At 61.2% G+C, this 12,764-nt stretch carries 11 protein-coding genes; 10 read left to right on the top strand and 1 reads right to left on the bottom strand.

The features are described 5' to 3' along the window. Positions 1–267: 267 nt before the first annotated feature. Positions 268–1,152, top strand: coding sequence for a threonine/homoserine exporter RhtA (rhtA, locus tag TRP66_RS23190; protein ID WP_333407865.1), 885 nt, complete (start codon positions 268–270; stop codon positions 1,150–1,152). A 163-nt stretch (positions 1,153–1,315) separates the two neighbouring features. Continuing rightward, positions 1,316–1,630 (top strand): hypothetical protein, encoded by a 315-nt coding sequence (locus TRP66_RS23185; RefSeq protein ID WP_333407863.1) that lies wholly within the window; start codon positions 1,316–1,318, stop codon positions 1,628–1,630. Between the two features lie 31 nt (positions 1,631–1,661). On the opposite strand, the gene TRP66_RS23180 is transcribed toward TRP66_RS23185, so the two are convergent. Further along, complete coding sequence (locus TRP66_RS23180) at positions 1,662–3,470, bottom strand: aminopeptidase P family protein (RefSeq protein WP_333407861.1); 1,809 nt, start codon at positions 3,468–3,470, stop codon at positions 1,662–1,664. An 852-nt stretch (positions 3,471–4,322) separates the two neighbouring features. Here TRP66_RS23180 and TRP66_RS23175 point away from each other — a divergent pair. From TRP66_RS23175 to rfaH, 8 genes are read left to right on the top strand one after another with little or no spacing between them, the layout of a single operon-like run. After that, a complete protein-coding gene (locus tag TRP66_RS23175) occupies positions 4,323–5,114 on the top strand; it encodes a hypothetical protein (RefSeq protein WP_333407859.1) in 792 nt (263 codons plus the stop codon). A gap of 45 nt (positions 5,115–5,159) precedes the next feature. Beyond that, a complete protein-coding gene (locus TRP66_RS23170) occupies positions 5,160–6,281 on the top strand; it encodes a DegT/DnrJ/EryC1/StrS family aminotransferase (protein ID WP_333407857.1) in 1,122 nt (373 codons plus the stop codon). A 4-nt stretch (positions 6,282–6,285) separates the two neighbouring features. Continuing rightward, a complete protein-coding gene (locus TRP66_RS23165; RefSeq protein ID WP_333407855.1) occupies positions 6,286–7,791 on the top strand; it encodes a lipopolysaccharide biosynthesis protein in 1,506 nt (501 codons plus the stop codon). A 3-nt stretch (positions 7,792–7,794) separates the two neighbouring features. Continuing rightward, positions 7,795–8,730 (top strand): glycosyltransferase family 2 protein, encoded by a 936-nt coding sequence (locus TRP66_RS23160; protein WP_333407853.1) that lies wholly within the window; start codon positions 7,795–7,797, stop codon positions 8,728–8,730. After that, on the top strand, positions 8,720–9,172 hold the full coding sequence (locus tag TRP66_RS23155) for a low molecular weight protein-tyrosine-phosphatase (RefSeq protein ID WP_333407851.1): 453 nt from the start codon (positions 8,720–8,722) through the stop codon (positions 9,170–9,172). Before TRP66_RS23160 ends, TRP66_RS23155 begins: the two co-directional genes overlap by 11 nt. Next, complete coding sequence (locus TRP66_RS23150) at positions 9,173–11,380, top strand: polysaccharide biosynthesis tyrosine autokinase (RefSeq protein ID WP_333407849.1); 2,208 nt, start codon at positions 9,173–9,175, stop codon at positions 11,378–11,380. 50 nt (positions 11,381–11,430) lie between these two features. Further along, on the top strand, positions 11,431–12,219 hold the full coding sequence (locus TRP66_RS23145) for a WbqC family protein (RefSeq protein ID WP_333407847.1): 789 nt from the start codon (positions 11,431–11,433) through the stop codon (positions 12,217–12,219). A gap of 4 nt (positions 12,220–12,223) precedes the next feature. After that, positions 12,224–12,736, top strand: coding sequence for a transcription/translation regulatory transformer protein RfaH (rfaH, locus tag TRP66_RS23140; RefSeq protein WP_333407844.1), 513 nt, complete (start codon positions 12,224–12,226; stop codon positions 12,734–12,736). Positions 12,737–12,764 lie beyond the last annotated feature (28 nt).

The raw sequence follows: 12,764 nt of genomic DNA, 5'->3' as shown, positions 1-12,764 counted from the left end.
CGGATCGACGCTGCTTCTTCGCTGACTTCACTTCAAAACCTTGTAACTCATTGAATCAGAAGGCTTTTTCGTTTCCGTCTGCGCCGGAAGTGGGGCGAATTATAGAGACATTGAGAGGCACGTCAACCCTTTATTTCAATTTGTGTGCAAAAGCCTGATTCGCACCCCTCCCCCTATATGGGCGACCCGTTAATGTGCAGTATATTGCCCATCGCGGATGCCCGTCGGCTTCCGGGCTGTGCCTTTTGTCAACTGGACGTCTTCACCATGGCTATTTCGACTCGCTCACCCACTTCACTGATGTTTCCGCTATTTCTGCTGATCATTGCCATGGCATCCATCCAGAGCGGCGCCTCACTCGCCAAAGGCCTTTTCCCCCTCGTGGGTGCCCAGGGCACGACGACTCTGAGGCTGGTATTTGCCAGCCTGATCATGCTTGCCATTCTCAGGCCATGGCGAGTTCGTCTTACGGCGGGATCCCTACGCTCGCTCGTTATCTATGGTATTGCGCTGGGCGCCATGAACTTCCTCTTCTATATGTCGTTGCGAACAGTCCCGCTGGGTATCGCTGTCGCGCTGGAGTTCACAGGTCCGCTGGCAGTCGCGCTGGCCGCCTCCCGCAAAGCGATCGATTTCGTCTGGATCGTGCTCGCGGCGACAGGGTTGATCCTGTTGATTCCCACCGGCGCCTCCGACACGCCGCTGGACCTGACAGGTGCCGCCTATGCGTTGGGTGCCGGGGTGTGCTGGGCTGCGTATATTCTGTTTGGCCAGAAGGCCGGCGCCGACCACGGCGTGCAGACCGCCGCGCTAGGCGTTCTGATCGCCGCCGTCTTCATCGCTCCCATCGGACTGGTCCACGCCGGCCCCGCCCTGTTCGACCTGTCGCTGATTCCGGCCGCCATCGGCGTGGCGATATTGTCCACCGCCCTTCCCTACAGCCTGGAAATGATCGCGCTGACGCGCATGCCCGCCCGGACCTTTGGAATGCTGGCCAGCCTGGAACCGGTCTTCGCAGCGCTCTCGGGCCTCGTGTTTCTTCAGGAGGTGCTGAGCCTCACCCAGTGGGTGGCAATCACAGCCATCATAGTGGCGTCGATCGGCACCACGCTGAGCGCGCCGCCTCAGTCACAACTGATGCCTGCTGACTGACCGGTCAGTCTCTTGGAGTGAACAAGGGGCTAGCATTTGTCACCCGGTTGGGCCATGTTTAACACAGGCTTATCCTTATCGGGAGAACAGCGGATACAGCCGTTGCATGATGTATGGATGAAAGAATTATGGCGTGGCACTGATTTGCCAGCTAAGGAAAAGAATGAAGCACATCTTTATTGCAATGGTGGTTCTGGGCCTCGTGGGCTGTGCCGCGACGGCCAAACCCATCCAGCAAGGCAAGCGCGGCGTTCACATCAACTGCTCCGGTCTGACGTCTTCCTGGAGCAAATGCTATACCCTGGCGTCGAGCGCCTGCGAGTCGCGCCGCTACAAGGTGATCGCCAAATCCGGCGATGCCGTGGAAGAGCCGGGTGATTATCCGTTCGGCCTTAATCCGGCAGGCTATACCAGCCGAAGCATGATCATTGTCTGCCGCAAAGGCGCGCCCGGCGCTGAAAACGCACCGCAGCCCTAGGGCTGCGGGTCGTCAGCACTACATCGTTATTTCAGACTGGCGCGGTCCTGTCCTGCAACCACCGCAGCGCCTGGCCTTCCAGCAACGGAGTCAGGCGTTCTCTCACGTGTCCGTGATAGTCGTTGAGCCAACTGCGCTCTTGCTCGTTGAGCAGCGAAACGTCGAGGCAACGTGTGTCGATCGGGCACAGTGTCAAAGTCTCGAATTTGAGGAAGTCGCCGAACTCGGTCTTCTCCGCCGGCTGATTGATCACCAGGTTTTCGATTCGCACTCCCCACCGCCCCGGCCGGTAAGTCCCCGGCTCGATCGAAGTGATCATGCCCGGCTGCATGGCCGTCTGAGGCGCCGGCGCCGCCTGATAGGCGATCACTTGCGGCCCCTCGTGCACGTTCAGGAAATAGCCGACGCCGTGGCCGGTGCCATGTCCATAGTTCACCCCTTCTGCCCAGATCGGCGCGCGGGCGATGGCATCCAGCAACGGCGAGAGTATCCCCGTCGGAAAGCGGGCCCGGGACAATGCGATCAAGCCTTTGAGCACCCGCGTACAGTCCCCCTTCTGTTCCACGCTCGGATTGCCGACAGCGACCATTCGCGTAATGTCGGTCGTTCCCCCCAGATACTGTCCGCCCGAATCGATCAGCAACAGGCCATCGCCCTCGATCAGCGCATGCTCCGCTTCGGTTGCGCGGTAGTGCGGCATGGCGCCATTGGCGTTGAACCCGGCGATGGTCGCGAAACTGGGCGACACGTAGCCGGGCCGGCGTTGACGCTCCCGGGTCAGTTTTTCATCGATGGTCAGTTCGCTGATCGATTCGGTTCCCAGAGCGCCGTCCAGCCAGGCGAAAAACTCGCACAGCGCGGCGCCGTCCTGCTCCATCGCCTGGCGAATGTGCGCGGCGTCGGTTTCAGTCTTGCAGGATTTGAACAGCGTGGTCGGGTTGAGCCCTTCCAACAGGGTCACTTCACTGTCCAGGTAATCCAGCAGGCCGCAGGTCACACGCGCCGGATCGACCAGCATGCGCGCGCTGCCCGGTACCTCGCGCAACGCGGCGCCAATCTGCGTGTACTCCAGCACCACCACGCCGTCCTGCTCCAGGCTGCGGCGCAGCTGCTCATCGATCTTTCTGGAATCGACATAGAGGGTGACACTGTGCGGACCGATCAAGGCAAAGGACAGAAAGACCGGGTTGTACGAGACGTCCGACCCGCGCAGGTTGAACAGCCATGCAATGTCGTCGAGGGTCGCGAGGAAATGCCAGTCCGCATCGCGTTCGGCCATGACCTTGCGCAAGCGCGCCAGCTTTTCCACCCGGGACACGGACGCCTGGGGCGCACGATGCTCGTAAACCGGATTGAGCGGCAAGGCCGGACGGTCGACCCATAGCTCGTTGAGCAAGTCCATATCCGTGCGCAGCCGGGCGCCTCGCGCATACAGCTCACTGGCCAGCGTCCGTGAAGAGGCGACCGCCAACACCGTGCCGTCCACCGCTACCACCGTGTCCGCCGTGGCTTTGCTCGCCAACCACTCCAGCGGGCCCGGCTGGCCGGGCATCAGTTTGACCAGCTCGATGCCGCTGCCGGCCAGTTCACGAGTCGCCTGCTCCCAATAGCGGCTGTCCGCCCAGAGTCCGGCAAAGTCGCGGGTGATGACCAGAGTCCCGACCGAGCCATGGAACCCCGACAACCATTGACGCCCCTGCCAGTAGCCGGGCAGGTACTCCGAAAGATGAGGATCGGCCGACGGCACGAGAAACGCGTCGATCCTCTCCCGACTCATGAGCGCGCGCGTTTTCGCCACACGCTCGGCTGTCAAGGCACCGCCACTGGATTGTGTATTCATCGAGACTCCTGCTAACCCGGAATTGGTCCTGGGACCGATCAGATAATGGAACACCTGCCCAACAGGGGCAACCGTACAGCTTGCATCGCATACGCACAGCGGCACATCGCCCCAAGTTATTCTCGACTCACGGGTTAAACCCGTTCAGGGTTCACCGGAAAAATGTCCGACGCTGGTTAATTCACTCATGCCGCCCGCCCGGACAACTCAGGAATCTTTGTCGAATACGCTGTCTGCGAATGTAATGCTCATCCGGCGCGCATTGATAAATAAACTAAGCGGCTGCCTGGCGGAACCGGCCAACTGTGCGCTGTCCTGTAAAACCGCCTGAAAACCGTCAATTGCGCGCTCTGCTCATCTCGATGTTTTTTTGACACCCTTTAAAATCAATGAGTTATAAAATCACCCTCACCATTTATCAAAAATTTAACAGAAAGCTGACGAAATAATTTGACAGAAACGCAGCCGCCACCAATATATATGCGTGTCAGACACCTCCTGGCCTGTACGCCACTGCCGAAGAGCAATGCGCAGGTAGTTGTCCGCTGTGACCCTTTCCGTTGTACCCATAACGTTAGTTGTATCCGCGGTGCTTATACGTACCGACGGATGTCCGTTGACTCCCTGAAATTTCGAATTACCGAATGTGTTCGGTATGGCGGTAGCTTTGCCTGGCGCAAGGCTCTGCAGTGCCAATTCAGGGAAGCACGTGGGTTGCGACGATGAATCGATGCAAGCGCCTGGATCGAAGCGATTCGGGCGGTAGCGTGCCCGAACAGCAAGCCGAACAACACACCAGGCAGCCGTATCGCTTTTGGTTTTTCGCCTCTCAACCCATCGAGGTGTAACTGAATGCCCATTTTGTCCGATTTCACTCCAGAGCACGTCCGAGACATCGCCCGGGAAATGGATATGCACGGCTACGCCAGGCTGGAAAACGCCCTGAGCGCCGCCGAACTGGCTCAGCTGCGCGACTTCACCGACAGCCGCGCCGCACGTCACCCCGGCGAGTACTTTGCCTATCACGGCGAGACGGCGCTGGCGGAGAGCCTGCTGGCAAGTCTCTGGGCCGACACCACCGTCAAGCAACTGCTGTCCGAGCTCTACCGTCACGCCGCTGGCCGCGCCAGCTCAAGCAATCAGATATTCCCGGTGCTGCGCTGCGTTCAAGGCGACATCGGCCGGCGCGAGTCCAACTGCTTCCACTACGACGCCAGCCTGGTCACCGCGCTGATCCCGATCCATATCCCGGTCGACGGCGAAGAATGCGGTGACCTGATGCTGTTCCCCAACCTGCGCAAGGTCCGCGACAACGTGGTGCTCAACGTCATCGAGAAGTCGCTGGTGCAGAACCGCGTGAGTCGCTGGCTGACCTCCCAGGCCATCGAACGCGGCTGGGCCAAGCCCCGAGTGCTGAAGCTCAACCCCGGCGACATTTATCTGTTCTGGGGTTACCGCACCCTGCATGCCAACCAGCCCTGCAGCCCGAATCTCAAGCGCGCCACCGCGATTCTCCATTACGGCGATCCGCACAGCGGAAGCACCGCCACCCGGATGATTCTCGGCCTCAACCAGCGTCGTGCCGCCCGCCGCAGCGCGCGGACCAACATTGCAGCTTCCGAAACCACACCTCGCCAGCCTTGAAGTCACCTGGCCAAAGATCGATTCAACGCAGACATGGAGGCTTCGATGATTAACGTAACCAAGACTTACCTGGGTGATATCGACAAGTTCCAGCGCTATGTCGAGGGCATCTACTCGCGCGGCTGGCTCACCAATCATGGCCCGCTGGTGACCGAACTGCAGGAACGCCTCAAGGAGTATCTGGGCGTCAAGCACATCATTCTGACCAACAACGGCACGCTGGCGCTGCAGGTTGCCTACCGCGCGCTGGGCCTGACCGGCAATGCCGTGACGACACCCTTCAGTTTCGTCGCCACGACCAGTTCCCTGCAGTGGGAAGGCATTTGCCCGGTATTCGCCGATATCGATCCGATCACCTGGAACATCTCGCCGGACAACATCGAGCGCTGCATCGACGAAAACACCTCGGCGATCGTCGGCACCCACGTGTTCGGTAATCCCTGTGCCGTGGACGCCATCGACCGGATCGCCCAGAGACACAACCTGAAGGTGGTCTACGACGGCGCCCATGCGTTCGCCGTGCGCCATGCCGGCCAGTCGGTACTCAATCGCGGCGACATCAGCACCCTGAGTTTCCATGCCACCAAGCTGTTTCACACCATCGAGGGTGGCGCGATCATCACCAATGACGACGAGCTCGCGCGGCGCGTCTACCTGCTGTGCAACTTCGGCATCGCCGACGTGGACAAGATCGACGGCATCGGCATCAACGCCAAGCTCAACGAGTTCTCGGCCGCCATGGGGCTGTGCATCCTCGACAACATCGAGAACATTCTCGAAGAGCGCGCGGAAATCGCCCACCGCTACACCTCGCGACTGGAGCACTACGTCGATCTGCAGCAGGCCGAACCCGACAGCCAGCTCAATTTCAGCTACTACCCGGTGGCCATGCAGGACGAACAGCAGCTGCTGCGGGTGCGCACGGCACTCAACGCGCGGGGCATCAACCCTCGTCGCTATTTCTACCCGTCGCTGGACACCCTCGAATACCTCCAGCCGCAGCCCGGCCAGCCGGTCTCCCGCGCCCTGAGCGAACGCGTCCTGTGCCTGCCGATCTACCCGGGTCTGCAAGTGGAAGATCAGGACCGCATCATTCATACGCTGATCGAAGAGTGCAGCCTGGGCAGCCGCAGCTACCACGTCCCGGCGCCGGCGCAGGTCGTATAACGCCATGCAGAACAAAGCGTCCGTCATCCGCAATACCGCGCTCAACTACCTGGGTCAGGCTTACGTCCTGCTGTCAGGCATCCTGATCATGCCGTTTTATCTCGGGCATCTCGGCGCGGAGGCCTACGGCCTGATCGGCTTTTTCGCGGTCATGCAGGCCTGGCTTCAGCTACTGGATGCCGGCCTTTCGCCCAGTCTGGTGCGCGCCGTGGCGCATCAGCAAGGTGTTCCTGTCGCCGAGCGCAGCCTGGGGCGGTTGTTGCGCTCGTTCGAGATCATCTTTTTTCCGCTGGCGGCGACCAGTTGCGTGGCGATTTATGCCGCCAGCGCCTGGATCGCCCGGAACTGGCTGAATGCGCAGACGCTGGACGTCGCAACGCTGACCCATTGCATCGGCCTGATGGGCCTGGTGATCGCCTTGCGCCTGTATTCCACGCTCTATAAAAGCGGCATTCAGGGGCTCGAACAACATGCCTGGCTCAACGGCGTAAACGTGTTCATCGCCACGCTGCGCTACTTCGGCGGCCTGCTGCTGGTCAGCCTGTACTCGCAAGACCCGCGGGACTTCTTCGCTTTCCAGGTGCTGGTCGGGCTGATCGAGACCCTGATATTCGCTGTACGGGCCTGGCGGCAGATGCCTCTTGCCCGCTGGCTGACGGGGTTTGACTGGCAACTGGTCAGGCCGATCCTGCCGTTCGCCGCCAGCATGTCGTCGACCGCCGTGCTGTGGATCGTGCTGACCCAGCTGGACAAGGTCTTGCTGTCGGAACTGCTGCCGCTGGATCAATACGGTTATTTCTCGCTGGTCGCGTTGATCACCACCGGGATCCTGATGCTTACCAATCCGCTGGTGCAGGCCCTGCTGCCGCGCCTGACGGTGCTGATCGCCGAAGGCAGGTCGCAGGACATGCACAGCCTGTATCTGCTGGCGCACCGGTTTACCTGCACCTTTCTGTTCCCACTGGCTGCGATCGTCGCGCTGCACGCCGAGCCGCTGGTCTTTGCCTGGACCGGGGATAAGGCCGCGGCCCAATGGAGTCGCTCGGTGCTGCCGTGGTATGCGCTGGGCAGCGCGATCATGGCCGCCAGCGCGTTTCAGTTCTATCTGCAATACGCCTACGGGCAAATGCGCCTGCATGTCTGGTACAGCGTGATTTCAGCGCTGGTCACCGTGCCGGTGATGTTCCTTGCCATTCGTTACCAGGGTGCCTACGGCGCCGCGCTGGCCTGGTTCTTCCTGCGCGCGGCTTCGTTCGCGGTGTGGCCGATGATCGTGCATCAAAGGCTGGCACCCGGCGTCCACGGCCCGTGGTTGCGCGATGTATTGCGGATCATCGCCATGACCGCGGTCGGCGCGCTGCTCAGCGAACCGATATTCCGGCTGATCGCCACCGACAGCCGCCTGACCGTACTGGCGGGGCTGGCGGCCAGCGGCCTGATCACCCTGTTGCTGGTCGCCGCGAGCTACAAGCCGCTGGCGCTGAAGATCTCTATCAAACCGAGTACCTGAGCCATGGATGCCATCACGAATACTCTGGGCAAACGCCCGTCTCAACCGCCCTTGCTGAGCATCGTGTGCCCGGCTTACAACCAGGAAGCCTTCGTCGCTCAGACTCTGGATGGATTTCTGTCGCAGCAGACCAGCTTCAATTTCGAAATCCTGATCCATGACGATGCGTCCACCGACAACACCGCGCGCATCATTGCCCAGTACGCCGAGCGCCATCCGGACCTGATTCGCCCGTTCTATCAGCAGGTCAACCAGTACCGGCAGGGCAAGCCGTGCGTGCCGAACCTGTTCGCCAAGGCGCGCGGCCGCTACATCGCTTACTGCGAAGCCGACGACTACTGGACCGACCCGCGCAAGCTGCAATTGCAGGTGGACTTCCTGGAAAGCCATCCCGACTACGTCCTGACCTACCACGACGCCATTTCCTTCGACGTCAACGGCCAGTACGGCGTGCAGTTGCAGGGAAAACTGCGCGCCGATGCCAGCGCCCTCGAACTGCAGAAAGCCCGGCCGATTTCGACGCTCACCACCTGCTTTCGCAATGTGTTCTGCAGCATGCCGCCGGAACTGCAGATGGAGGTCGCGCCGCTCAATGACCTGTGCTGGTGGTCGCTGCTGGGCGCATACGGCAAGGGCAAGTTCATGGCCGAGATCAAGCCGGCGGCCTATCGCCTGCATCCGGGCGGGATCTTTTCCATGCGCAGCGACAAACGCAAGCTGCACATGAGCCTGCAGACCTGCTCCAGCCTCGCCAACTATTACAACCGCCTGGGCAATCAAGAGCTGTACGAGCACTTCCTGATGCAGGCAGTGGAATTGTCGCTGTCGGCCCTGGCGCCGCGGCACAAGATCCAGACCCTGCTGATGGTGGCGCGCAACTTCAGCGTCAACCTCAGCAGACGCCTCATGTCGGCGATCAGCAAACCCCATGTTCAGTGATGTGCTGGTGGTGTGCGTGGGCAATATCTGCCGCAGCCCGACGGCCGAAGCACTGTTGCGCCACCGGCTGCTGGTGCCGGGCGTGAAGGTGCATTCGGCCGGTATCGGCGCGACGCCCGGCACGCCGATGGACCCGCTGGCCATCGAAGTCCTGCAAGCGCACCGGATACCCGTGAGGCCTCACGCGGCGCGGCGGGTGGACCGGGAGCTGCTGCACCAGGCCGATCTGATCCTGCTGATGGAGCGGGCGCATCTGCTCAACATCATGCAACTGGCGCCCGAAGTGCGTGGCAAAACGTTCCTGATCGGTAAATGGCAACACAAGTCGGAAATCGCCGACCCGTATCGGCGACCCAGGCGGGCCTTCGAACAGGCCTACGAGCATCTGTCGCGATGCGTCGACGACTGGCTTCCTTATCTTCAGTCCGGAGAAACAAGATAAATGACCGTCATGAACCGTTCCTCACTGGATTACTACCAGGATACCCGGGTCGATTTGGCAACTATCTTGCGCGTGTTGTTTGACCACAAGCGCCTGATCATCGCGATCGTCAGCCTGTTTTTCCTGATCGGCGTGGCCTACGCCATCCTCGCCACTCCGATCTACCAGGCCAACGCCATGATCCAGATCGAGCCCAAGAAAGTGGGTATCGAAGGGATCCCGGAGGTCAATAACAAGCCGATGTCGGTCTCCCAGGCGACCACCGAAATCGAGCTGATCAAGTCCCGCGCCCTGCTAGGCAAGGTCGTCGACGATCTCAAGCTCAATATCGTGCAGAAACCCGACCTGTTCCCGGTGATCGGTCCTTACCTGTCCCGCAACTTCCAGCCGGAGCACGAAGGCGCGCTGGCCGAACCCTGGTTTGGCATGGACCAGTACGCCTGGGGCGGCGAGCGCATCGACGTGTTCCAGCTCGACGTGCCGGAAAACCTGCTGGGCGAAAACCTGACGCTGGTCGCCGGCAAGGCCGGAGCCTTTTCCCTGTACGACAAGGACCGCACCCTGCTGCTGAGCGGCACTACCAACCGCGTCGTCGAAGGCAACGGCGTCAAGGTCCAGATCGCCCGGCTCATCGCCCGCCCCGGCACCGAGTTCACCCTGTCCCGGCTGCGTACCCTGAACGCCGCGCTGGATTATCAGAACCGTCTCAAGATCAACGAAGCCGGCAAGGACTCCGGGATCATTTATCTGTCCCTGGAAGACCCGGACCCGGATCGCGCCAACCACATTCTCAACGAAGTCAGCCGCCTTTATGTGCGCCAGAACGTCGAGCGCAGCTCCGCCGAAGCAGCCCAGCGCCTGGAATTCCTGCGCTCGCAACTGCCTGCGGTACGCAAGCAGCTGGAAGCCTCGGAAGTGGCCTTGAACAACTTCCAGACCAGCGCCAAATCGGTCGACCTGAGTATCGAAACCAAAGGCGTGCTGGACCAGGTCGTCAAACTGGATTCGATGCTCTCCGAGCTCAAGCTCAAGCGGGTCGAGACCGAGCGGCTGTACACCCCGGAACACCCGACCTATCGCGGCCTGATCAACCAGATGAACCAGCTTGAGCAACAGAAGCAGGGACTGCTGAAGAAGATCGAAGCCCTGCCCCAGACGCAACAGGAATTGCTGCGCCTGACCCGCGACATGCAGGTCACCAGCCAGACCTACACCCTGATGCTCAACAAGAGCCAGGAACAGGACATCCTGCGCGCCGGCAGCATCGGCAACGTGCGGGTGATCGACAATGCCGACACCGACGTCGAGAAGCCGGTCAAGCCGATGAAAAAACTGACCGTGCTGTTCGCGACCCTGCTCGGCGCGCTGGTGGCGGTTATCGTCATCTTCATCCGCCAGGCGTTTTCCCGCGGCATCGAAAGCACCGAACACATCGAGAACATCGGCATGCCCGTGTACGCCGCGCTGCCCTACTCCCGTGTGCAGGATCGTCTGGAGAAGACCGCCAAGGGCAAGGACCAGTCGACCCTGCTCAGCGTCGCCGAGCCGAGCGAGCTGGCCATCGAGTCGCTGCGCAGTCTGCGCACCAGCCTGCATTTCGCGATGCTCGAAGCACGCAACAACGTGCTGATGATTTCCAGCCCGACCCCCGGCGCCGGCAAGTCATTCGTGTCCAGCAACCTGGCGGCGATCATCGCGCAGACCGGCAAACGCGTGCTGCTGATCGACGCCGACATGCGCAAAGGCTATCTGCACCGCGTGTTCGGCCTACAACCCAAGCACGGCCTGTCGGACACCCTGGCGGCGCGGCTCAAGCCGGCCGAGGTGATCAACCACACCCAGATCCGCCATCTGGACTTCATCTCCTGCGGCTTCGCGGCACCCAACCCGTCCGAGCTGCTGATGCACGACAACTTCAACAAGATGCTGACCGAGCTTTCGCCGCAATACGACCTGGTGCTGATCGACACCCCGCCGATTCTGGCGGTCACCGATGCAACCCTGGTCGGTCGCCAGGCCGGCACCTGTCTGCTGGTGGCCCGCTTCGGGCTGACCACTGTCAAGGAAATCGAAGCCTGCAAGCGCCGTCTCGGTCAGAACGGAATTCTGATCAAGGGCGCGATTTTCAACGCGGTCGAGCGCAAGGCGTCCACGTCCGAATACGACTGCGTGGCCTACGGCTACAACTACCAGCCGGTTCGCAAATGACCCGCGGCTGATCAACCCGCAACCCACGCCCGCCATCAATGGAGCTCAACATGGCCCGGACCATAGCAATGATGCAGCCGTATCTCTTTCCTTATCTGGGATATTTCCAACTCATCGCCGCCGCCGACGTTTTCGTGCTCGGCGACGACCTGCAGTTCATCCGCGCCGGATGGGTGAACCGCAACCGGATCCTGTGCAACGGCGAACCGCGCCTGATCACCTTTCCGCTCAAGAAAGACCACTTCGAACTGCCGATCATGCACCGGCAGCTGATCGACGGCTTTCCCGAAGAGGCCAATCGAATCGTCAACCTGATCCGCCAGAACTACCGCAAGGCGCCGTTCTTTGCCGACGTCATGCCGCTGGTGGAACGACTGATCCGCTTCCCGCAACTGAACCTGGCGCTGTACGCCGAAAACGCGATTCGCGAACTCTGTGCCTATCTGCAAATCGTCACCCCGATCCTGCGCGGCTCGGACATTCGTCTGGAATCCTGCGTCGACAAGCAGGATCGGGTCATCCGCATCGCCCGCGCCCTGTCAGCGACCACGGTACTGAACTCGGTGGGCGGCCTGGAGCTGTACGACCGTGACCATTTCGCCCGCAATGGTCTGCTGCTGCGCTTTTTCAAGATGGATCCGATCGAATACCCCCAGTTCTCCCGGCCCTTCGTGCCGAACCTGTCGATCATCGACGTGCTGATGTTCAACAGTGTCGAGCGTATCCAGCAACTGCTCGACTGCTGCAACACCGACCAGAGCGCCGCCGCCAACGACTCCTACCTGCCGATGGGCAGCGAGCCGCTCCAGAATCTTTCCTCGCAGTTGGCCGTGGAGTGACGACATGTCTATGTATGACAACCCCGCTCGCTGGTACCTGATCCAGACCAAACCGCGCCAGGAAGCCCGGGCGCAGGAACACCTGGAACGTCAACAGTTCGAGTGCTACCGGCCTCTCAAGGGCGACCCCCTCGCGCGTCGCGGCAGCCGCTCGACCGAAGAGGAGCTGTTCCCCGGCTACCTGTTCATCCGCATGGATCAGGTGCACGACAACTGGTACCCGATCCGCTCCACCCGGGGCGTGGCCCGGATCGTGACCTTCGGCGGGCAGCCGGTGCCGGTGCGCGACGAACTGATTGAGCAGATTCGCCAGCGCCTGAGCGCACCCGCCCCGCGCGCCGTGTTCAACCAGGGCGACGTGGTGCGGATCAACGCCGACGGGTTCTGTGACGTGGAAGCCATCTTCCTGGCCGCCGACGGCACCGAGCGCGCAGTGATTCTGCTCAATCTGTTGCAGCGCCAGCAAAAGGTCGTGCTGCCGATCGGCAGTCTGGTGCGCATGGAAGCACGGGCCTGACGCGCAGGCGGCCAGGGCAACGAGGACA

Origin of the sequence: Pseudomonas sp. JDS28PS106, from assembly GCF_036706555.1 — a bacterium.
Taxonomy (GTDB): Bacteria; Pseudomonadota; Gammaproteobacteria; order Pseudomonadales; family Pseudomonadaceae; genus Aquipseudomonas.
Note: the sequence above shows the minus strand (reverse complement) of the source record. Positions and strands in the feature narration are given on the sequence as shown.

What these genes read in the sequence shown, in the direction of transcription:
- rhtA (WP_333407865.1), top strand. Translation starts at nt 268, where the DNA reads ATGGCTATTTCGACTCGCTCACCCACTTCACTGATGTTTCCGCTATTT.
- TRP66_RS23165 (WP_333407855.1), top strand. Translation starts at nt 6,286, where the DNA reads ATGCAGAACAAAGCGTCCGTCATCCGCAATACCGCGCTCAACTACCTG.
- TRP66_RS23170 (WP_333407857.1), top strand. Translation starts at nt 5,160, where the DNA reads ATGATTAACGTAACCAAGACTTACCTGGGTGATATCGACAAGTTCCAG.
- TRP66_RS23185 (WP_333407863.1), top strand. Translation starts at nt 1,316, where the DNA reads ATGAAGCACATCTTTATTGCAATGGTGGTTCTGGGCCTCGTGGGCTGT.
- TRP66_RS23155 (WP_333407851.1), top strand. Translation starts at nt 8,720, where the DNA reads ATGTTCAGTGATGTGCTGGTGGTGTGCGTGGGCAATATCTGCCGCAGC.
- TRP66_RS23150 (WP_333407849.1), top strand. Translation starts at nt 9,173, where the DNA reads ATGACCGTCATGAACCGTTCCTCACTGGATTACTACCAGGATACCCGG.
- TRP66_RS23180 (WP_333407861.1), bottom strand. Translation starts at nt 3,470, where the DNA reads ATGAATACACAATCCAGTGGCGGTGCCTTGACAGCCGAGCGTGTGGCG.
- TRP66_RS23160 (WP_333407853.1), top strand. Translation starts at nt 7,795, where the DNA reads ATGGATGCCATCACGAATACTCTGGGCAAACGCCCGTCTCAACCGCCC.
- TRP66_RS23145 (WP_333407847.1), top strand. Translation starts at nt 11,431, where the DNA reads ATGGCCCGGACCATAGCAATGATGCAGCCGTATCTCTTTCCTTATCTG.
- TRP66_RS23175 (WP_333407859.1), top strand. Translation starts at nt 4,323, where the DNA reads ATGCCCATTTTGTCCGATTTCACTCCAGAGCACGTCCGAGACATCGCC.
- rfaH (WP_333407844.1), top strand. Translation starts at nt 12,224, where the DNA reads ATGTCTATGTATGACAACCCCGCTCGCTGGTACCTGATCCAGACCAAA.